This window comes from Rothia amarae, assembly GCF_042677725.1.
GTDB lineage: Bacteria > Actinomycetota > Actinomycetes > Actinomycetales > Micrococcaceae > Rothia > Rothia amarae.
The window spans coordinates 150,020-170,228 of the sequence record NZ_JBHUCN010000013.1 but is presented as its reverse complement, the minus strand read 5'-3'; the positions used below and the strand labels follow the sequence as shown (position 1 = coordinate 170,228).

Annotated in this window: 16 protein-coding genes and 1 tRNA gene; 3 read left to right on the top strand and 14 right to left on the bottom strand. The window is 51.6% G+C overall.

The features are described from left to right. Positions 1 to 125: 125 nt before the first annotated feature. The 6 genes from atpB to ACFR81_RS07555 all read right to left on the bottom strand — a co-directional run bounded on the left by atpB (position 126) and on the right by ACFR81_RS07555 (position 6,465). Positions 126 to 917 carry a F0F1 ATP synthase subunit A gene (gene atpB, locus ACFR81_RS07580; protein ID WP_068170356.1) on the bottom strand — a complete coding sequence of 264 codons (792 nt, stop codon included), beginning with the start codon at positions 915 to 917 and terminating at the stop codon, positions 126 to 128. Positions 918 to 1,001: 84 nt separating this feature from the next. Then, entirely contained in the window at positions 1,002 to 1,262 is a 261-nt protein-coding gene (locus ACFR81_RS07575; RefSeq protein WP_343875261.1) for a LysE family translocator, read from the bottom strand. Between the two features lie 21 nt (positions 1,263 to 1,283). After that, positions 1,284 to 1,697, bottom strand: coding sequence for a hypothetical protein (locus ACFR81_RS07570; RefSeq protein ID WP_343875263.1), 414 nt, complete (start codon positions 1,695 to 1,697; stop codon positions 1,284 to 1,286). Continuing rightward, positions 1,694 to 2,722 carry an MraY family glycosyltransferase gene (locus ACFR81_RS07565; protein WP_318275000.1) on the bottom strand — a complete coding sequence of 343 codons (1,029 nt, stop codon included), beginning with the start codon at positions 2,720 to 2,722 and terminating at the stop codon, positions 1,694 to 1,696. The genes ACFR81_RS07570 and ACFR81_RS07565 overlap by 4 nt, the downstream gene beginning before the upstream one ends. Continuing rightward, complete coding sequence (locus ACFR81_RS07560) at positions 2,722 to 4,569, bottom strand: nucleoside-diphosphate sugar epimerase/dehydratase (RefSeq protein ID WP_068170365.1); 1,848 nt, start codon at positions 4,567 to 4,569, stop codon at positions 2,722 to 2,724. Before ACFR81_RS07560 ends, ACFR81_RS07565 begins: the two co-directional genes overlap by 1 nt. Before the next feature lie 3 nt (positions 4,570 to 4,572). Then, positions 4,573 to 6,465 carry a glycosyltransferase family 2 protein gene (locus ACFR81_RS07555; RefSeq protein ID WP_343875322.1) on the bottom strand — a complete coding sequence of 631 codons (1,893 nt, stop codon included), beginning with the start codon at positions 6,463 to 6,465 and terminating at the stop codon, positions 4,573 to 4,575. Positions 6,466 to 6,740: 275 nt separating this feature from the next. On the opposite strand from ACFR81_RS07555, the gene ACFR81_RS07550 reads away from it, so the two are divergent. Then, positions 6,741 to 7,820, top strand: a complete 1,080-nt coding sequence (locus ACFR81_RS07550) for an NAD-dependent epimerase/dehydratase family protein (RefSeq protein WP_068170367.1) — start codon at positions 6,741 to 6,743, stop codon at positions 7,818 to 7,820. A gap of 60 nt (positions 7,821 to 7,880) precedes the next feature. On the opposite strand, the gene ACFR81_RS07545 is transcribed toward ACFR81_RS07550, so the two are convergent. From ACFR81_RS07545 to argS, 8 genes are all read right to left on the bottom strand, one after another. Next, on the bottom strand, positions 7,881 to 8,888 hold the full coding sequence (locus tag ACFR81_RS07545; RefSeq protein ID WP_068170369.1) for an L-threonylcarbamoyladenylate synthase: 1,008 nt from the start codon (positions 8,886 to 8,888) through the stop codon (positions 7,881 to 7,883). A 73-nt stretch (positions 8,889 to 8,961) separates the two neighbouring features. Then, a complete protein-coding gene (gene prmC, locus ACFR81_RS07540; RefSeq protein WP_068170370.1) occupies positions 8,962 to 9,849 on the bottom strand; it encodes a peptide chain release factor N(5)-glutamine methyltransferase in 888 nt (295 codons plus the stop codon). A gap of 3 nt (positions 9,850 to 9,852) precedes the next feature. After that, positions 9,853 to 10,932, bottom strand: a complete 1,080-nt coding sequence (gene prfA, locus ACFR81_RS07535; RefSeq protein ID WP_377148698.1) for a peptide chain release factor 1 — start codon at positions 10,930 to 10,932, stop codon at positions 9,853 to 9,855. 131 nt (positions 10,933 to 11,063) lie between these two features. Then, positions 11,064 to 13,169, bottom strand: a complete 2,106-nt coding sequence (gene rho / locus ACFR81_RS07530) for a transcription termination factor Rho (RefSeq protein ID WP_343875328.1) — start codon at positions 13,167 to 13,169, stop codon at positions 11,064 to 11,066. 311 nt (positions 13,170 to 13,480) lie between these two features. Beyond that, the gene (thrB, locus tag ACFR81_RS07525; RefSeq protein WP_465269601.1) at positions 13,481 to 14,479 is read right to left on the bottom strand and encodes a homoserine kinase; all 999 of its coding nucleotides are present in this window, start codon (positions 14,477 to 14,479) and stop codon (positions 13,481 to 13,483) included. A 29-nt stretch (positions 14,480 to 14,508) separates the two neighbouring features. Continuing rightward, positions 14,509 to 15,804 carry a homoserine dehydrogenase gene (locus ACFR81_RS07520; RefSeq protein WP_190618309.1) on the bottom strand — a complete coding sequence of 432 codons (1,296 nt, stop codon included), beginning with the start codon at positions 15,802 to 15,804 and terminating at the stop codon, positions 14,509 to 14,511. Positions 15,805 to 15,871: 67 nt separating this feature from the next. Beyond that, positions 15,872 to 17,356 carry a diaminopimelate decarboxylase family protein gene (locus ACFR81_RS07515; RefSeq protein ID WP_343875336.1) on the bottom strand — a complete coding sequence of 495 codons (1,485 nt, stop codon included), beginning with the start codon at positions 17,354 to 17,356 and terminating at the stop codon, positions 15,872 to 15,874. Then, positions 17,357 to 19,018 (bottom strand): arginine--tRNA ligase, encoded by a 1,662-nt coding sequence (gene argS, locus ACFR81_RS07510; protein WP_343875338.1) that lies wholly within the window; start codon positions 19,016 to 19,018, stop codon positions 17,357 to 17,359. A gap of 150 nt (positions 19,019 to 19,168) precedes the next feature. Between argS and ACFR81_RS07505 the strand changes: the two genes are divergently transcribed. Together ACFR81_RS07505 and ACFR81_RS07500 are read left to right on the top strand one after the other, a co-directional pair. Further along, positions 19,169 to 19,241: transfer RNA gene (locus ACFR81_RS07505), tRNA-Arg, on the top strand. 42 nt (positions 19,242 to 19,283) lie between these two features. Then, positions 19,284 to 20,171, top strand: coding sequence for an alpha/beta hydrolase (locus ACFR81_RS07500; RefSeq protein WP_343875340.1), 888 nt, complete (start codon positions 19,284 to 19,286; stop codon positions 20,169 to 20,171). Positions 20,172 to 20,209 lie beyond the last annotated feature (38 nt).

Here is a 20,209-nt window from a genome sequence, read left to right as displayed (position 1 = left end):
GTTTCCTTTCAACAGTGCTCACAAAATAGGATGTGTGTAATGAGCAGAGTTTTGATTTATGCAATTACTACCCGCGGGTGCGGGTCGTTTTAATTCATCGAGTGTGGATTCACTCGAGAAAACTTTTAGTGGCCTTCGGAGACCGATCCCTGGATGTACACAGCCAGTAGCAACGCAAAGATGTATGCCTGGATGCACTGGATGAGGAATTCGAGGAAGTAGAGGAAGATACCCAGAGCAATCGAAGCTACCGAACCAACCGCAGCGATACCCCCTACCTCAATGATGAGGAACTGGGTGAGAGATGCTGCCACCATCATCGCAAGGTGACCACCGAACATGGTTGCGAACAAACGCAGAGCGTGAGTAACGGGGCGGATGATGAGGTTCGAAAGGAACTCGATGGGAATCAAAATGATGTATAGAACGGGAGGGACGCCAGGAGGCATGGTGAGATCGCGGAAGAAGCCACCCAATCCCTTTCGCTTAATGCCTACCCCGACCCATACAAAGTAACCAACAGCTGCGAGAACATAGGCAGAACCAGCGTGGCTAAGAGTGGGAAGCTGGAAGAAGGGAATTGAACCGTAAAGATTGTTCACCAGAATGAAGAAGAAAGCGGTGAAAAGCAAAGGAACGAATGGCTTGAAGTGGTGAGCCCCAATAAGTTCTTTACCTAAGGAGTTACGGACAAAGCCGTAACCCATTTCGGCAACAAACTGATTCTTACCGGGAACCATCGCACGCTTGCGACCTGCCCAGAGGAAATAACCCGCAACGATAACGACGGACAGCAGAACAAGAAGCATCTGCTTGCCAAAGCCGAATGAACCGACGGTGAAAAGATCCGGAAGATGCATTTCCTCCACCGATGGAGGAACATATCCGGCGGCTGTTACGAGCCCGTTTTCAATCAAGGCAAGTCCTTTCTTGCTTTGTGTGCCAACCGCTGTTTGCAGCTGTCTTCATCAAGTTAAGTTGTGTGTGATTCGATGAAAAATTTAAGAAGTTTTGCGATGTTGCATGTGGTAGTAAACCAGGTAGAAACCGCCTGCGGCTCCTATCAACGCTCCAAGCCAAACTATCCATCGCGTGCCCAAAAGAAGGTCCAGCCCATAGCCTACCAAACTCCAGAACGCTATGCCGATTACGACATAGAGTAAGGTCATGAAAGCGCCAGAAATTCCTCCACCAGAAACCAGTTCACCGGCACTACGGAGCTCTTTGTCGCCGTCCCACCATTTCTTTTGGCTTTGGTTCACTGAATCCCCTGAAATTTGTATTTAGTCATGAGCATCGAAGTACAAAATTCTCATTTTCATGATGGTCCGCATGCTCCCCCCAAGCCAGAGAAGAACCGTAAGAATCGCCCCTGTCAAAAACCATCCGTTCAGGATTAACCGCGGAAGAGGAACCAGAAGCAACAGACCAAAACCAATAAGAACTTTGATGATGTAGGTAGCCATCAGTGCTCTAGCAACTTCAGAAAGTGCTTTCTTTTCAGCACGCTGAGCTACCAGGATATCGATGGCGAACCAAAGATAGACTAGTGCGAACCCCGATAGCAGACCTAGCATACCTGCCCAGCCATCGATGATTGCACCAACCATAGTACCTGCCAGAACTAGCGGAATACATAGTTTTGTGACAAATCGGAGAATATTTTTCCACTGAGTTGGTGTGCTATGTGCGCTCATGAATTTTTCTTCGAAAAGCGTCGAATAAGAGCAGGAAGGCTCAGATAGAGAGCAACCAAAGCTAGGACCAGGAGCCCTGCTCCGAGAGCGTCCTGGGTTTCATAAGGCAGTGCCACGACAGCAATGAGAGAAATCAGAACAGTGAAGCACGCGACCACCACAGAAGACCCCACATGGCTTAGACCGACGTCGGTCAGCCGCTGGTAGACGTGGGTGCGATGCGGTTTATACCACTGCTCCCCCCGTGCCATTCTGCGCAAAAGTGTGAACCCAGTATCTGCCAAATAAATCATGACCGGCGAAAGAATATATTCAACATAGACCCCAGAGAGGAAAGCACCCACTGCCATGGAGGCAATAGCACCTCCCAGGAAGTAACTACCGGCGTCCCCCAAAAAGACATTTTTCCCGGTTCGAATATTCCAAGGCAGAAAAGCCACATATGCGAAAGCTACAGCGGCTCCCGCAGCAACGAGCCAGGGCAATCCGCTAATCCAGCCTGAGTAGGAATAAAATCCGCCAACAACCAATCCATGTAGACCAGAGATTCCGTTAACCCCGTCCATAAAGTTCACCACGTTGATATACGCGGCGACCGCAAAAACCCCCAGAGGTATCCACCAAATGGAGGTATGGAGGGCAAAAGTGATAGCAACACTGACTACGAGCCCAATGAGCAATTGCACCAGGAAGCGTACGCGAATGGAAACCCCGCGAAAATCCTCCATCCAACCTAGGAAACCCGATGTCACCATGCCGAATAAAACGGCTAATGCTACGGATCGATCGCTGGGAATGAGCCCGGAAACAAGTGCTACTACGAAACCCGCCATAGCGGCTACGGCAGTTGCCAGACCCATGCCTCGGAAAACCGGTTCGACGTGAGAAGAACGCGCAGTTGGAATGTCCACTAGATTCCAGCGGTGCAAGAGAGGTTTAACAAAAAACGGTAACAACAGGCCCAACACTAGAGCGACCAGGGCAGGAACCACCATCACGGGTGCTTGTATGGATAATCCCGGCATTATTGTTGCCCCCGATGCTCATCTCGCTGATAACCGCGCGATGCTAGATAGTTAGTGTGCCACGTAGAATAATCCAGTTCTTCCGGCGAAAGTGGCGGCGTTTGCGCGTGAGAAATATAAGGATTTTTCTCGCTCTGTTCCATCTTTTCGTCTTTGCCAAAGAGAACTTCTTCAAGCTTTTCACCCGGGCGCATCTGAGTAATTTCAATATCGACGTCGTACCGCTCGTAAAGACGGCGAAGGTTCTCCGCCACGTCGTAGATGCGTACGGGCTTGCCCATATCGAGCACCATAACATCCCCAGAATTCCCAATGGATCCTGCGAGCATGACGAGCATGCAAGCATCGGGGATAAGCATAAAGAAGCGAGTCGCATCTCGGTGGGTCACAGTAATGGGTCCGCCGTCTTTAATCTGCTGAGTAAAGATGGGCTTGACTGAACCTCGCGACCCAAACACATTGCCGAAGCGAACCGACACATACCGTCGTCCGGTCTGTTGCCCGAACCAGCTGGTGAGCTTTTCTGCAGTGCGCTTTGACTGTCCTAGAGCTGTCGTAGGATCGGCGGCTTTATCGGTTGAAACATTAACAAATACTTCAACTTCAACTGAAGCTGCAGCTTCAAGCACATTTTTCGTACCCAGAGTATTAGTTTTCCAGGCTTCCTTGGGGTAAGCCTCAAGTGCAGATACATGTTTAAGTGCTGCGGCGTGGAAAACTACGTGAGGTCTCCGCTCTTCAAATACCGCGTCGATAGCCTCTGCATCACGAATGTCTGCCAAAATGATGCAATTATCATCCAGGGCAGTACTACCCAGCAAAGAATATTTGCTTTCCATCAGCAAAGTTTCATCATGATCGAGCAACATCAGTTCTTCGGGGTTGTACTTGATAATTTGCCGGCACAATTCTGATCCAATTGAGCCACCGGCTCCTGTGACAAGCACCCTTTTCCCCGTGATGTAGGAGCTAATATCCTCGTCATTGATGTCGTAATCAATCTTGCCGCGGACTCCTTCAATAATCATGCGGTTTGCATCTTCAGGCTCACCGTCAGATCCTGCAGTGAGTTCAGATATCATGCCGGTGATTTTGTGTACCTGCACGTCGAGTTCCCGCATCTTCAAAGCAAGACGCTCAAAAGATTTTTCGTGGGGGTCACTCATCGCATAGAAAACTTTGCTGACGCCATAGCGTTTGACTAACGTGGGAAGATCGGTTCCCCGTCCAATAACATTCACCGAATGAATACGAGCGTTACGCAGCGCAGGATCGTCGTCCACAATTCCAACCGGCATGTACTGGCTTTCAGGATCCGACATGAGAGAAGCGACCAACGACCGCCCTACAAAGCCGCCGCCATAGACGATAACCGGTTCACTTTTTTCCGAATCTGGACGATTCATAATGTCTTCAACAATGCGCTTGGCATAACGCATAATCATCATCGCCATGATGGCAAAAGGGAAAGCAATAATGACCACTGACCGAGGTACATCAATATGCCAGGCAAAAAGCAGAAGCACAATCTGAATGACGATTATGTCCACTACCACTACTGGGTAGAGCAGCATTGCCTCCGAAAAACTACCGTAGGAGAAACGGTTGCGATAGAGCCCCAGCGCATAACCCAAACCCAGCTGAATAAGTACGGCCAGAGCAGCTACAATCACCAGCCCAGAGGGATTGATGAGATCAGCATCGCCATAGCGCAAAAAGAAACCGATGGGTAGAGCAATCAGCCAAGCTAGTGCGTCCAAGAACATCTGCACAAACCGCCACCAGGGTTTACGATCCGTATTAGGCTGTTCGACGACTGGAATAGATTGAGTCGTAGGAGAAGCCATAGACTATTTCTCCTTACTTTGAGGTTGCTCAGGGGTGGAAGCCGCTGAGGATTCGGTGAAGAATCGACGGAACAATTTCTGCCTCAAGCTCAGTGGGATAAACCGATATGCCGAACGTACCAAGAGATTTTGTGCGACGCGCGGTGCGGAAACAACATGCCCACGATAGAGCCGTTTTTGCACCTGAATATCCTGTTTGAGTGCCTGCACTCCCCCGCGCTTTGTATATGCACCCACTTCAGTGCGGTACTTCACCAATGGTTGGGGTAGGTTCTTCAAACCATACCCTGCTTGGTTGAGCCTTGCCCATAGCCAGTAATCTTCTGCACCAGGTACTTCTTCATAACTACCTACCGATAGCACTGCTGACTTCCTGAACATCACAGTCGGATGAAAGATTGGATTTCGTTGAGGAAGCACACGGGCTATTTCCAAAGACGTACAGGTTGCTTTCCGCACAGCCAGCTCTTTTTGTCCTGAGGCATCTACTTCGTACAGAGCACTTCCCAGGACGGCAAGGTTGGTTCCTGTCATCGCCTCAAGCTGTTCCTCAAAACGCTCGGGGAGGGATATATCGTCGGAATCTGCTCGAGCCACAAGTTCAAACTTACAAGCCTGCAGTCCAAGATTGAGCGCTGAGGCTAAACCACTGTTTTCAGGTTGGCGGACGATAGTGAAATCTGTGAGTTTCTCCGAGACAGCAAGAGATTCCCATTTTTCAAGAATGGCGTTAAGCTCAGGAGTTAACGGACCATCGGCCACCACAACAAACTGATGTGGCCGCACTGTCTGATCTCGAAGATTTGAGGCAATCGCTTGGTCCAAATACAGGGGATTATCCTGGGCATAAGTGCTCATTAGCACGGAAAACGGAGGATTTTCCTCTTGCTGGATGTTTTGTTCCCTCCATTGCTGAGCGAAGCGTGGAAACTCCAATTCATAGATCCCCTGCAACACTTCATCGTTAGACCGGAAAGGAACCAGCGCATCTTTGATACCCCGAGCAAGGTAAGTCAGATAGGTCTTCTTATCATCGGTACGCAACACCGTAGTAATCCACAGACGAAGGGTAGAACCCCCATACAGAAATTTTTCCAGCGGAGTGAGGGTACGTCGTCGACAAAAAAGCCACAACTTATTGCGTACGTCATTATAGAATCGCGGTCCCGGATTGAAATCAGTATTGCCCGCGCTCTTGGTGTGGTGGATAACCACAGATTGAGAAGTCGCGATAGCATCTCTGCCATGCGCTAACCGTGTCGTATATTCGAAGTCATCATTCCAAATGAAGAAATCTGCGATAGGTAAGCCTTCGCGGCGCATGACTGCCGCATCCATCATTACTGACACGAAAGACGCCGATCGAATTGGGCGTGCGCCCACGACTCTTGCCCGGGAAAATTCAGCAGCTGAAGCACCGAATTTAGTACGCATCGTATTCATCGGATGATCACGGCCATCTGTCCACTCCACCTTTGATGCTACAAATGCAGGATGCTCCCCATGTGCCCCTCGGTAGTTAGACCAGGCTTTGACAGCTTCACTCAGAGTACTCTCGGTGGGTTCTGTGTCGTCGTCCATGACCCAGACCAAATCAGCTTGATGCCGCACCAGAGCACGATCAATACCAACCGTGAACCCGCCAGCTCCCCCAAGATTTTTGGAAAGATTGACGATGTCGACAGGTAACGAATATTCCAAGTTCTCTAGATATTCTGCGGTACCGTCGGTTGAAGCATTATTGATAATTACTACTGCGGCAGGTAGTTGATCTCCAGATGCAATACCTTTCAAGGTCACCGGTAACAATTCCTGCCGGTTATACGTCACCACTACCGCAACAACCCGAGGGCTCGCTTCATGAGCCATTTCGCTCTGTATCTTAGGTGAAGTCATAACGAGGAGACCGATTCCTTTCGGTAGCCTGCATCCGGGGCAGATGCGGGAGAAACTCAAACTATCGCAGCACATACATCAGAAAAAATATTTGAGTTCAAAGAACTTACGATAGTTCAACTCATTTAGTTTACTGAATCGGTGCTCTGTGTTCACTCTGATTGCCTGTTCACTCGCTAAAAGTCTGCTGTGTTTAGTACAAATTCTCTGCAGATATGTGCGAAAGTTAGTCATGAAAGTTTATATAAACTCTTCTTCCCTTTGAAAGGATCGATATGTCGGTATCTGCATGGAAAGTAATCGGTGCAAGCGGATTTGTTGGGTCTTCGATTCTGACCCGTCTTAAAATTGATGGTATCGAAGCAGATCCCATCGAGGCCCCACGCCTGGCAACCAGCCAACGTGATGCAAATCAAATTATTCGCGATGCTCGCAAGCTCGAAGGCATTATCGATTCTCTTGCGGATTCTTTTGCAGGTGCCGAAGTAGTCATAAATGCTTCCGGCTTGGCAGCTCCGAACCAGCAGGACATAGCTCCCTTGCTGGGTGCAAACGCATTGCTTCCCGCCGTCATTGCTATTGCTGCTCAGCGTACCGGAGTGAAAAGACTCATTCATCTTTCCTCTGCCGCTGTTCAGGGGCCCCGCCCCGTTCTCGATGATTCTCCACGCACCGAGCCATTTTCTGCATATTCTTATTCCAAGGCACTGGGTGAAGATGTTCTCTTACGCATCGCAGATTACGTAGAAGAAAAAGCCGCCGCCGGCGTAGCTCCAGGCTCTGCCAATTCCTCGTTCCCCGCTGCCCCCTCGTTTTCTCCCGCTTCAGTTTCGGCTCACCACGCGTTAGAGACGTGCATCGTTCGTGCAACCAGCGTGCAAGGGGCAGGACGGCGCACCACCGAATCTTTTGCTAAATTTTCTTCATCTCCTTTGGCTTCAGTAGCCGGATCCGGCAGTTATAAATCCCCTGTTTCGTCCTCCTACGCTCTGGCAGAATTCGTTTCGATGCTCGGCCAGTTTTCCGGCGAGTTGCCGAGGATTGTGGTTCAGCCGTGGGAAGGAACCACCTGTGAATCTGTCATTGTTGACGCCGGACGGCGTCGCCCCCTCCACATCCCTGCCCCACTCTGCACCGTGGCAGTGAAAGCCGGGTATGCTCTATCCGGACTTTTGAATGATAGATTGCAGGGCTCAGTACGCAGGGCAGAGGTCATGTGGTTTGGTCAGGACGTCGACGATTCCTGGGCACGAGAGAATGGTCTGCTCCCCCAACACCGTGTACAAGAAGTCCTACGATCAGCCCATTTAGGGTTAGGCAAAAAATATGATCGAAAATTCAAAAAAGACAAATAGAACATCAATATATCGGGTGCATCAGTTCAGATGCACCCGATATATTTGTGAGGCCTTAGGCTACTCGTTAGATTTATGGGAATCAGCATCGTCAAAGAGAAGTTTGCGGGCATCACTTTGAGAAAGTGGTTTAACGGCTGCTTCCCTTCGTGCGATTTCCTGGCGAATACTTTCCTTGGTGCGCATTTGATCTACGCGTGCAGTACCCTGCCCACCTTCAACAAGATGGGCATTGAAAGATCCGGCTGCAGGGGCAGAAGCACGCGGCCCATCGCCCAATCCCACTGGGGCAGAAGCTGTAGGACTCTCTGCTTCTTCAACCAATGAACTAGCTACCCGGCGCTCTTCCGCGCGCTCAGCAGTGGACTGTCGATTCTCGGCTTCTAGCTCTTCTTTAGTAATGATAGAAGGCACAACCTGCCGTAGCTCTTCCATGCTAATAGCACCTTCACGAACCACTACGAGTCGGTCTGCAGTGCAGTCAACGATAGTGGAAGGAAGCGCTTCTGCAGGAAGGGCATCTTCATGGGCTCCAATGGGGCGGCGTCCGCCATCAATAATAACTTCGACGTCTTCGCCCAATTGTTCAGAGGCTGCCTCAGCGGTAGTTGCAGCATGTTGCCCGGTCTTATTGGCAGAAGAAACCGCTAACGGCCCAATCTCCCTCAGAAGCTGGATTGTCAAAGGATCGTTAGGCACACGCAACGCTACTGTTCCCTGGGTCTCCCCCAAATCCCAGCTCAAAGACGGCTGCGAATAAAGAATGAGAGTCAAAGCACCCGGCCAGAATTTACGAGCAAGCGCAATGGCATCGTCAGAAACTTCATCGGCAAGACCGGGCAGAACAGCTTCATCAAAAATCAAAACCGGAGGCGGCATAGTGCGTGACCGCCCCTTCGCTGCCAGTAGCGTACTGACGCCGGCATGCGAGAACGCATCAGCCGCGATACCGTACACGGTATCAGTGGGTAGCACAATGGCTTTATTCTCGCGCAAAGCTACTCGAGCAGCCTCGATAGCTTCATTGCGAACTTCGGTAGTTTCTGTTGAATATACGGTTGCTTTCACGCTGTCATTCTCTCACGTTCAGAGCGGACACAATAGATAAGTGGTTCTGTGATATCGAAAAGAGTCGGAAGACTTAACCAAGATACCCTGCGGTATGGCGGGGTCTGCCCGTTAAATCATCGATAGATTCAATTCTTTCAAACCCAGACTCAGCCAAAATGGTTCGCATGTCTTCACGTTGGGTCTCTGCATGCTCCATGATAAGAAAACCTCCGGGTTTGAGGAGCTCAGCTGCTCGCTGGCAAATAGCGCGAGGAATCTTGAGCCCATCTTCGCTACCTCCGTACAGAGCCATCTGTGGATCGTGCTCGCGTACCTCGGTATCTTGGGGAACAGCACCGTTCGGAATGTAGGGCGGGTTCGAAGCAACAATATCGAAGGTGGATTCGTGTCCTGCTAGAGCACGAGTTGCATCTTCATGGATGAGCTTCACCGCAGTGCCCACAATATTGCGGGTGGTCCACGCTATCGCAAGCTCACTCAGTTCCACCGCAAAAACGGAATGCCCCGGGCGCTCGACGTCGATGCTGGCGGCGATCGCCCCCGAGCCGGTACACAAATCTACAATTTTCAGCGGTGATGTCTTCTGGGAATCCACTTCTGCCAGAACCCGGCTCACTAGCTCTTCTGTCTCAGGGCGAGGGATAAAAACTCCCGGCCCCACAGCCAGCTCTAGTTGCCTGAAATACGCGACGCCGGTCAAATGCTGAAGAGGAATTCTTTGAGCCCTCTCAGCAATAAGGTCGGTAAACCCTTCGGGTGCAGGTGCTCCAATGAGCTCCAGACTCTGTACCCGACCCCGTGAAATACTTTCCCCGCTCGCCTTACTCATGCAGTATGCGGCCAAAAGCTCGGCGTCGACCCTAGGATTCTCTACCCCGGCTTCTGCAAGATACGCCGAAGCCCGGCGAAGAACTTCTTTAAGTTCTTCGCCGGGCAACTGCTCAAATGATTCTGCCAAGACTTAGTTTTCTTCCTGTCCCAGCTGCTCAAGACGGTGTTTCTCATCCACATCAATAGCAGACTGGATAACTGCCTCAAGGTCACCGTTGAGAACCGCATCCAGGTTGTAAGCCTTGTAACCGGTACGGTGGTCGGCAATTCGGTTTTCCGGGAAGTTATAAGTACGGATACGCTCGGAGCGATCCATCGTTTTCACCTGAGAATGGCGCTTTTCAGCGTTTTCCGCGTCAATCTGTTCCTGCTGCCACGCCAACAGACGAGCCCGCAACACGCGCATAGCGGCTTCACGGTTCTGAATCTGAGACTTTTCGTTCTGCATAGCAACCACAATGCCGGTCGGCAAGTGAGTAATACGCACAGCGGAGTCAGTGGTATTCACGGACTGACCACCGGGACCAGATGAGCGGTACACGTCAATCTTCAAGTCATTCTGGGAAATCTCAATTTCCTCAGGCTCATCGACCTCGGGAAAGACCAAAACACCAGCGGCGGAAGTGTGGATACGCCCTTGAGATTCTGTAGCCGGCACACGCTGTACGCGGTGAACGCCACCTTCATACTTGAAATGCGCCCACACGCCATCTGCAGGATCGGTAGAAGAGGTCTTGATAGCAACCTGAACGTCTTTATAGCCGCCCACGTCAGTCATATTGGAAGAAATCATTTCTGTCTTCCAGCCCTTAGACTCTGCGTAGCGAGTATACATACGCAATAGATCAGCTGCGAAAAGGCTTGCTTCGTCGCCGCCTTCACCACCCTTGACCTCAAGAATGACGTTACGACCGTCATCAGGATCGCGGGGAATAAGCAGGTGACGTAAACGCTCGTTAGCCTCGGTCAACTGCTTTTCCAGCTCGGGAACTTCTGCAGCAAACTCGGGGTCTTCTAAAGCCATCTCACGAGCTGCTTCCAAGTCATCGGTGAGCGCACCTACGCGCTTGTAGGCTTCAACAATACCGTTCAGCTCCGAATAGCGACGCCCTAGTTTACGAGCCTTACCCTGGTCTGCGTGCACAGCGGGGTCAGCCAGCTGTTTCTGCAAATCAGCATGCTCATCAAGCAAAGACTGAATTTCGTACAAAATATGCCTTCTTTTAGATCAACGGGATTTAGTTCCCGAATGTCATCACATCAAAAACGCGGCTGAACCGCGCGGGTGCGAAAGTGCACTGCCCGGCATCGAAATAGAGCAGACAGTGCACTTTTTAAGTGTTAGTCGTTAGAGGAGGTTCCCAAACCGGACTTCTGAACGGTCAGCAAGAACTCTACATTGGACTGAGTCTCACGCAGTTTGGAGGTCAGAACGCCCAAAGCCTGCTCCTGATCCAGCCCTGCAAGTACGCGGCGCAAACGCCACATAATCTTGATTTCCTCAGAGGACAGCAGGTTTTCTTCACGGCGGGTGCCGGATGAATTGACATCAACGGCGGGGAAAATACGCTTGTCCGCTAGCTGACGGGACAGACGCAACTCCATGTTGCCGGTTCCCTTGAATTCTTCGAAGATAACCTCGTCCATCTTGGATCCGGTTTCTACCAGAGCAGTCGCCAGAATGGTCAGCGAGCCACCTTCCTCAATGTTGCGGGCAGCACCAAAGAATTTCTTCGGTGGGTACAGCGCAGCAGAATCGACACCGCCGGAGAGGATACGACCTGAAGCAGGAGCACTCAGGTTGTAGGCACGGCCCAAACGAGTCATCGAATCCAACAGTACGACGACGTCCAACCCCTGCTCTACGAGGCGCTTAGCACGCTCGATGGCAAGTTCAGCAACAGTCGTGTGATCGTCTGCAGGGCGATCGAAGGTCGAAGCAATAACTTCGCCCTTGACGGTACGCTGCATATCGGTCACTTCTTCAGGACGCTCGTCGACCAAAACCATCATGAGGTGAACCTCAGGATTGTTGGTGGTAATCGCATTTGCGATCGACTGCAGCATCAAAGTCTTACCAGCTTTAGGAGGCGAGACAATCAGACCGCGCTGACCCTTACCGATGGGAGCGATGAGGTCGACCACGCGGGTGCCCAGCTTCTTCGGCTCGGTTTCCAGTCGCAAGCGTTCCTGGGGATACAGAGGAGTCAGCTTGGAGAAATCACGGCGGTTCTTTGACTCTTCAGGCTCAAGACCATTGATAGAAGTCAGCTGAACTAGCGCATTGAATTTCTGGCGCTGGTTGTTCTTGTTATCGTTTTCACGCGGTGCGCGGATTGCGCCCACTACGGCGTCGCCCTTGCGCAAACCGTAACGCTTCACCTGGTTGAGGGAAACGTACACATCGGATGCACCGGGTAGGTAACCGGACGTACGGACGAACGCATAGTTATCCAGAACATCGAGGATGCCGGCTACAGGTACGAGGACGTCGTCTTCGGTGACCTCAGGCTCATCGTACTCATTAGTATTACGGCGGTTGCGGTTACGACGCTCGTTTTGGCGGTCGCGGCGGTTACGTTTGCGGTTGTTGCGGCTGTCGTCGTCAGGACCGTTGCCAAAGTTTTCGCGGTCATTTGAACGGTTGTTGCGATCGGAGCGATCGTTTCGCTCATTGCGCTCAGAACGATCGTTGCGTTCATTGCGGTCGCCGCGATCGTTTTTCTCACCGTTACGCTTGGTGCGAGTGCGCTTGCGGGAGTTTGACCGCTCAGAATCGGACTCATCGTTCTTCTCGGAGCCCGGCTGCTGGTTGTTCTGCTCAACAGGAGTCGATTCAGACTGTGCTGAAGAATCTGCTGAGTTGTTTTCGTCGTTCTGCTTCTCAGAAGAAGAATTGCGACGACGACGATCAGAGCGGGTTCGTGAACGACGGTTAGTGCGTTCAGAGTTGTCTTCCGAACCTTCGCCCTGCTCAGAGGAGGCATCTACCGATTCGTTTTCATCAGCTTTCTGCTCAGTATTCTGAACACCGGTTGAAGTTGCACGGCGATTACGACGCGCGGGAGCCTTCTTAGGCTCTTCTTCAGTTTGCGAAGCGTTTTCCGTCTGAGCACTGTCAGTGTTCTGCTCTGAGGCGGTCTCTACCTGCTCAGGGCTCTCCGCTTTTTTGCGGGGTGCACGTTTACGCTTCGGCTTCTCAGCGCTCTGCGCATTTTCAGAATCAGAAGATGAAGCTTCTTGAGCATTCTGCTGTTCTACGCGTTCTGCTGAAGCTCCGCGCTGATGGTTAGTAATAGCGTCTACCAGGTCGGATTTACGCATACGGCGAGCGCCAGTAATGCCAAGCTGGGATGCTAAAGACTGTAGCTGAGCAAGTTTGAGGCTGCTCAATGATGGTGATTTGGTTTCTTCCGGAGCCGCAGTGCGGTCGGTGGATTCTGCCACGAAGGTCCCTTCCCCTCGAAAAGTTCGAAAAATCTTTCGGTTTGGCACATCAGATACGTGCCGTGCTCAGCATCAGATCAGCTGGCACACGGTGCAGGCATCCGCATGGGTATCTGAGGCTAATGCCTCAAACATACGAATAGCTACTTGAAGTAATGCGAAGAGTCTGCACGGCTATGCCCGCTCTAGAACGCATTACGTGATTTCATGAGAGGTACTTAAGAGAACCTCAAATAAAAAAAATTAAATCATCACGATTCACACTACCTGGAAGCGGTAATTTGAACTCTGTGAGTTACGCTCTGCAAAAATTAATTTGCTGAGTCAACACGTAAAACTATAACACCTTCTGTATCGATGTTCACGGGTAGTACGCGCCAGGAAAGCTTTTCGCCGGCAAATGAGCCTACCTGTGGGTCATTTTGAGCGGCATCGATAGCGCTTATTATTTCTGTGCGTTCTTCCTCACCTCGGGCAAAAATGATGACGGTCGGCCCTGCCCCTGAAATTACTGCAGGGTATCCGTGTTCTCTCAGGGTTCTCACCAAGACGGCTGAAGGCGCCATTGCGTTAGCTCGGTAAGACTGGTGTAGGTAGTCTTCAGTAGCAGCCAGCAAATGTTCTGGGGCTTGGGAAAGCGCTTGAGTAAGCAATGCCGAACGAGCGGAATTTCGGGCAGCATCAGCGTGCGGCACGTTCTCTGGCAGTAATGCCCTCGCCTGCTTGGTGGGCACCTCATAGTCAGGAATTGCTATGACAGGCAGAATGCGGGGGTTTACAGCAATGGGCAGGGTTTCCCATGCAGAGGTGGTCCCCCAGGAAACCGTGAGGTGACCGAGCAAAGACGGCGCTACGTTATCTGGGTGACCCTCCATATCCGAGCAAATCTGCAGTATCTCAGCAAAGCTCAACCGCGACGTCTTCGGGAGAAGTTCGTTGGCTGCGACGACTCCTGCCACAATGGCAGAAGCCGAAGAGCCCATCCCTCGCGAATGAGGAATCTGGTTGTGCGCTTTCAACCGGATACCCGGAAAGTCTTGCAGCCCGGCGTATTGAAAGCAGCGGTTCATCGCACGAATCACCAGATGATTGGCATCGCGGGCTATTTCTTCACTCCCCTGCCCTGAAAGTTCAAATTCTAGCCCCCGCGCGATGCGTGTGACCTCAATTTCATCGTAGAAAGCTAAGCTCAGCCCCATTGAGTCATAACCGGGACCCAGGTTAGCGCTCGATGCGGGTACTTTAACGCGAACGGTGGTACCCACCGGGATGGAATCGGCAGTCAGCAAGGAACAACCTTTCGTCGTCATGAAGGGATAATTTTGAACAGGTAAGGGGATTATTTACCCTCAACTCGAATGACCGAAGCAATCGAGCGCACGGCGTCCAAAGAATCCACGACAGCCATCGTCTTTCTCAAATTTGAATCAGCTGCCTGATGCGTCACGATGCGCAAAGCTGCAGAGAACTGACCATCTTTTTCAAACTTGGTCTGGCGCATCGTTTGAATAGAAACACCGTGTTCAGCAAAAATCCGAGCGATATTGGCAAGCACACCTAACTTATCTTCGACGATAAGTCCGACTGAATAGCGAGAGACCACTGCCGCCATCGGTGTCGACTGCAAAGCAGCATGGTTGGATTCAGGGACACCCGCACCGCCCAAAACCATGCGGCGGGCCAATGAAACGAAATCGCCCATCACGGCAGAGGCTGTCGGAGCACCGCCTGCTCCTGGACCGTAGAACATCAATTCGCCGGCATTCTCTGCTTCCACAAAAACAGCGTTATAGGCATCATGTACCGATGCCAAGGGATGTTCCTGAGGAACCAAAGTGGGATTGACCCGGATATTGACGCCGTCACCATCCAGCTCGCAAATGGCGAGAAGCTTGATGACGAATCCGTCATCTTTAGCCGCCTGCACGTCGTGGGCAGTAATGGAGGTAATACCTTCGCAGTGAACGTCATCAATCGTAAATTCCGAATGGAATGCCAAAGAAGCAACTATGGCAGCTTTGGACGCCGCATCATACCCCTCAATATCGGCGGTCGGATCTGCTTCGGCATATCCAAGCCGCTGAGCTTCTTTGAGGACATCATTAAATTGGGCGCCGGTTGTATCCATTTGGTCGAGGATAAAATTGGTGGTGCCGTTCATAATGCCCAAAACACGCGTAATTTTATCGCCTGCTAGAGAATCGCGGAGGGGGCGCAAGATGGGGATAGCCCCGGCGACTGCTGCCTCAAAGGAGAGCTGTACACCGTTCTGATTCGCCGCTGCTTGGAGTTCCTGACCATGCTTTGCCAGCAGAGCCTTATTTCCAGAAACTACAGGTTTGCCAGCATGAAGCGCCCTCAAGATGCGAGTACGAGCAGGCTCAATTCCGCCGGTTAGCTCAATCACCACATCTGCCTGATCAATCAAGACCTCAGCATCATCTGTCAGCAAAGCTGCAGCCAGAGGTACCTGCCGGGGCGCTTCAGTATCACGTACGGCAATACCGATGAGTTCAGCAGGAACCCCAATGCGCTGGCGAATAAGATCGCTGTCTTCCAGCAAAATACGAGCGACCTGTGAACCTACGTTGCCCGCACCGAGCAAAGCGACCTTGATTTTTTCAGGCTGTGACATGTTTTTATACTCCTGCTTAGAAATGTTAGGGGAATCTTCCGATGCTCAGCATCGAAGACCTGCCAGATTAGACGAGCCCTAAATCCCGGCTCAGCATTTCTTCTTCAGTCTCCCCCCGAACCATCAGACGAGGAACGCTATCCTGGGCTGTTGCCACTACTGGCGGTTTAGTGAGGTAGTTGTAATTAGAACTGAGTGCATAGCAGTAGGCGCCTGTTGCTGGAACTGCCAGGATGTCCCCCGCCATCAAATCTGTAGGTAAGTAGCAAAAGCGCACCACAATATCGCCCGATTCGCAGTGTTTACCTACCACACGAGAAAGAACCTGAATTCCCCTCGGCTCACGATTTGCTAGCACCGCCGTGTAATCGGCGTCGTAAAGAACCGGACGAGCATTATCGCTCATTCCGCCATCTACTGATACATATCGACGAACGCGAGACGCTCCCGCTTCGTCTTCGATTGCTACGTCTTTGATAGTGCCCACCGTATAGAGGGTGATACCTGATGGACCCGAGATAGAACGCCCGGGTTCAAAGGACAAATGTGGAATTTCCATTCCTAAATCAGCGCATGTTTTGGACACCGAATCAGCAAGTTCTGTGGCGACATCTAACGCAGCGCGAGGGGACTCCCCCTCGATATACCCGATGCCGTAACCGCCGCCCAAATCAATTTCAGCTAGGGTGACGTCGAAACGGTGGTTCAACTCGTTCATAAAGCCCAAAACTTTTTCGGCGGCTTTGGAGAATCCTTCTGCCTCAAAAATCTGAGACCCAATATGGCAGTGCAGGCCACGAAGGTTTATAGAATCCTCGCCTAAAGCTACAGCGGCAGCAACGGTTGCGTAAGAATCCTCGTCGCTCAAACCTAAGGCGGTGATTTGTTCGGTGGTAAATCCTGCCAGCATCGCAGTTCCAGCGACCATCGACTGACCAAACTTCTGGTCTTCGTGCGCGGTGGCAATGTAGTCATGGGTAGAAGCGTGAACACCGGGGGTAACACGCAACATCACAGGTGCTACTACTCCCATATCGCTGGCTATGCGCGCAATCTGCTGAACCTCATAGACAGAATCGGCGACGATGCGGCCTACCTGGTTCTCCAGGGCGCGGCGAATTTCCACATCAGATTTATTGTTTCCGTGTAAAGCAATCTGTTGCCCGGGAACTTCAGCACGCAGAGCAAGGGCTAACTCGCCACCTGAAGCGGTATCGAGGTTGAGTCCTTCTTCCAGAGCCCACCGCGCCACCGCCGTCGTCAAAAATGATTTGGCGGCATAGTAAACCGAGACCTCGGCACCGTGCTCAGCAAATGCAGAGGTGAATGCATTTTTGAACTCTGCAGCGCGAGCACGGAAAGTCGTCTCTGAGAAGATGTATTCGGGGGTGCCAAATTGCTCACGCAAAGCGCTGACCGCTACGCCGTCTACTTCGAGTTCACCGGAATCATTACGGCTGAAGCTATCGGTCCATATGGTGCGGTTGAGGTCTGCGGGATGCGCTGGTATTTCCAACCAATCTGGTTTGAAAAGAGTTGAGGAATCACTCATTTACATCTTCTCCGGTGCTGTTACGCCAAGCATGTTCAATCCGTTAGAGAGAACCTGGCCGGCTGCGTTGTTGAGCATGAGACGTGCGCGGTGCAGGTCCGTGATTTCTTCCTCGCCCTTAGGTGCCACGTGGGAGTTTCCGTACCAGCGATGGTAAGAGCCTGCCAGTGTTTCGATGTAGCGGGCGATGCGGTGGGGTTCGCGGAAGGTCGCTGCCTCTTTGACTGCCTGTGGAAACTGGCTGAGGACGGCGATGAGTTCGTTGTCAGATTCTGTGTTGAGCTGGGACGCATCAAAGCTGGAAGTATCAACCCCAGCTTTTTCTGCGTTACGAGCCACGTTGCAGGTACGAGCGTGAGCATACTGCACATAGAAGACAGGGTTTTCATTAGACTGCTTGGTCAGCAAATCAAGATCAATATCAATGTTTGTATCTACAGAGTAACGAGTCAAGGTGTAACGTGCGGCGTCAACGCCCACAGCTTCTACCAAATCTTCAAGAATGACGATGGTGCCGGCACGTTTGGACATCCGAACGGGCTTGCCATCGCGTACCAAGTTCACCATTTGACCAATCATCACTTCAACACGGTCGGGGTTATCCCCCAGCGCTGCTGCAGCTGCTTTAAGGCGCGCGACGTAGCCGTGGTGGTCTGCACCGAGCATATAGATGGCGATGTCAGCGGGGTTCTCGGGGCGATTAATCTTGTCTTGGAAATAAGCGATATCGCCAGCGATATAAGCGGCGTTTCCGTCTGATTTAATCACTACGCGGTCTTTGTCATCACCAAAATCAGTTGATTTCAGCCACCATGCACCGTCCTTGAAGTAGAGGTGCTCGCTGGTCTTGAGTTTCTCGAGGAGTTCATCTACTTTGCCCTCTTCAAAGAGGGAGTTCTCGTGAAAGAAAACATCAAAATCTACCTTGAAATCATGCAGGGACTTTTTGATGTCCTCAAACATAAATTTCACGCCAGCAGCACGGAACACTTCTTGAGGATCCTCTGAAGTCAGCGCCTCAGGGTGCTCAGCCATGACGCGATTGGCGATGTCGGTGATGTACTCGCCACCGTAGCCATCCTCAGGGGCAGCATTGCCCTGAGCACGCGCTAGAAGTGAACGAGCAAAACGGTCAATCTGTGTACCGTGATCGTTAAAGTAGTATTCGCGCACCACATGTGCACCCTCAGCCTGCAAAATACGCGCCAATGAATCACCCACCGCAGCCCAGCGGGTTCCACCCAAGTGAATGGGGCCCGTGGGGTTCGCGGAAACGAACTCCAGGTTGATGGTTTGGCCGGCTAGCTCTGAATTAGTACCGAACTTCTCCCCTGCCTCGACAATCGTGCGGGCAATTTCCCCGGCGGCACCGGCGTCCAGAATGATATTGAGGAAGCCTGGACCAGCGATATCGACCTGGGCGACGCCGTCAATCTGAGCAATTTTTTCGCTCAAAATAGTAGCTACCTCGCGGGGATTCTTGCCCACCTTTTTAGAAATCTGCAGTGCAACGTTTGTTGCCCAATCGCCGTGATCGCGGTTCTTTGGTCGTTCAACCCTAATTTCGGGCAGTTCGGCGCCATCGACAAGAGTCAGTTCGCCAGATTCTAGAGTGGTTGCAAGGGCAGTTGAGATTGCATCTGAGAGTTCTTCGGGTGTCATGGGAATAAGTCTACCCAAAGCGCAGGTGCAGACGAAGAAGCCCATCTTGCGATGTGAATCGCAAGGTGATTCCATACGACGGAAATGAAAGAGATGCCTAAGAATCTGGTAAGGTAGTGACGTGCTGTTTTAGCTAACGCTGAAGCACGTGCCTCTGTAGCTCAGTGGATAGAGCACCAGTTTCCGGTACTGGTTGTCGAAGGTTCGAATCCTTTCAGGGGCACTTTTCTTTTTAACCTTTTTCTTTTGAACTAGAGAGAAGACTATGAAGAGCACAACCGGTTTTTATACCCGCGGACACCTTGATGCGCAAAGTTATACGTTCTATCCGGCAAATTCTTCAGATCCGGCTCCCCTGGTGGTCTATGTCCACGGTGGCGCGTGGCGCTATGGCTCTAAAGATTCTCTTGAATCCAGCGAAAATGGTGTGCACCGCCTTCGCGAATTCTTCTCAGCTGCGGGCTTCGCCTGTGCCTCCATCAATTACAGACTCTCGTCCCAGGCGCAATTTCCTGCCCAGATTCATGATGTTAAAGCTGCCATTGCGCATTTTCGCAAACACGCCACATCATTTCAGATTGACCCTCGCAAGATTGTGTTAGTCGGTGGTTCTGCTGGTGGTCACCTCACCATGCTGGCTGCGGCTACAGGTACTTTAGGCGATTCTTATTATGATGGTGCGCTGACTTCCGGTTCTTCAGAAGTCACGTGCGCAGTGAGTATTTACGGGGTTTCCGATCTTCGAACGATCTACGATGACCGCGAAATCTGCGGTTTTCCCCGCGTGCACCCTGAAGACGACGACGCCGAATGCCTTCTTCTGGGCAGTAACTTTCCTGCGCCGGCGGGTTCGCAGGCAGAAGTGAACTGGTTCAAGGCTCAACCGCTCGATATTATTTCCCACGCGCGCCCTGCCGGCACACGCCGCTGCGCACCGCTTTATCTTCTTCATGGATTAGGTGATACGTGCGTGCCTCACCTCCAATCCAGCAGGGTCTATGAAACGTTGCAACAGCGCGGTATCGAGACGGAGCTATATCTAATCCCCGATACTGAGCATGCCGATTTACGGTGCTACACCGATGAATCTTTGCACTCAATGGTGCGCTGGGTGCAGCAACAACTAGACTCGAAGGGCTTTTCCACCCCTTAACTATCTAACCAGCGCTCGCTACGCCTGCGGCAAACTTC

Coding starts and splice junctions, on each gene's coding strand:
- ACFR81_RS07500 (WP_343875340.1), top strand. CDS start 19,284: ATGAAGAGCACAACCGGTTTTTATACCCGCGGACACCTTGATGCGCAA.
- argS (WP_343875338.1), bottom strand. CDS start 19,018: ATGACACCCGAAGAACTCTCAGATGCAATCTCAACTGCCCTTGCAACC.
- ACFR81_RS07555 (WP_343875322.1), bottom strand. CDS start 6,465: ATGACTTCACCTAAGATACAGAGCGAAATGGCTCATGAAGCGAGCCCT.
- ACFR81_RS07565 (WP_318275000.1), bottom strand. CDS start 2,722: ATGCCGGGATTATCCATACAAGCACCCGTGATGGTGGTTCCTGCCCTG.
- ACFR81_RS07570 (WP_343875263.1), bottom strand. CDS start 1,697: ATGAGCGCACATAGCACACCAACTCAGTGGAAAAATATTCTCCGATTT.
- ACFR81_RS07515 (WP_343875336.1), bottom strand. CDS start 17,356: ATGAGTGATTCCTCAACTCTTTTCAAACCAGATTGGTTGGAAATACCA.
- ACFR81_RS07550 (WP_068170367.1), top strand. CDS start 6,741: ATGTCGGTATCTGCATGGAAAGTAATCGGTGCAAGCGGATTTGTTGGG.
- ACFR81_RS07520 (WP_190618309.1), bottom strand. CDS start 15,804: ATGTCACAGCCTGAAAAAATCAAGGTCGCTTTGCTCGGTGCGGGCAAC.
- ACFR81_RS07560 (WP_068170365.1), bottom strand. CDS start 4,569: ATGGCTTCTCCTACGACTCAATCTATTCCAGTCGTCGAACAGCCTAAT.
- thrB (WP_465269601.1), bottom strand. CDS start 14,479: ATGACGACGAAAGGTTGTTCCTTGCTGACTGCCGATTCCATCCCGGTG.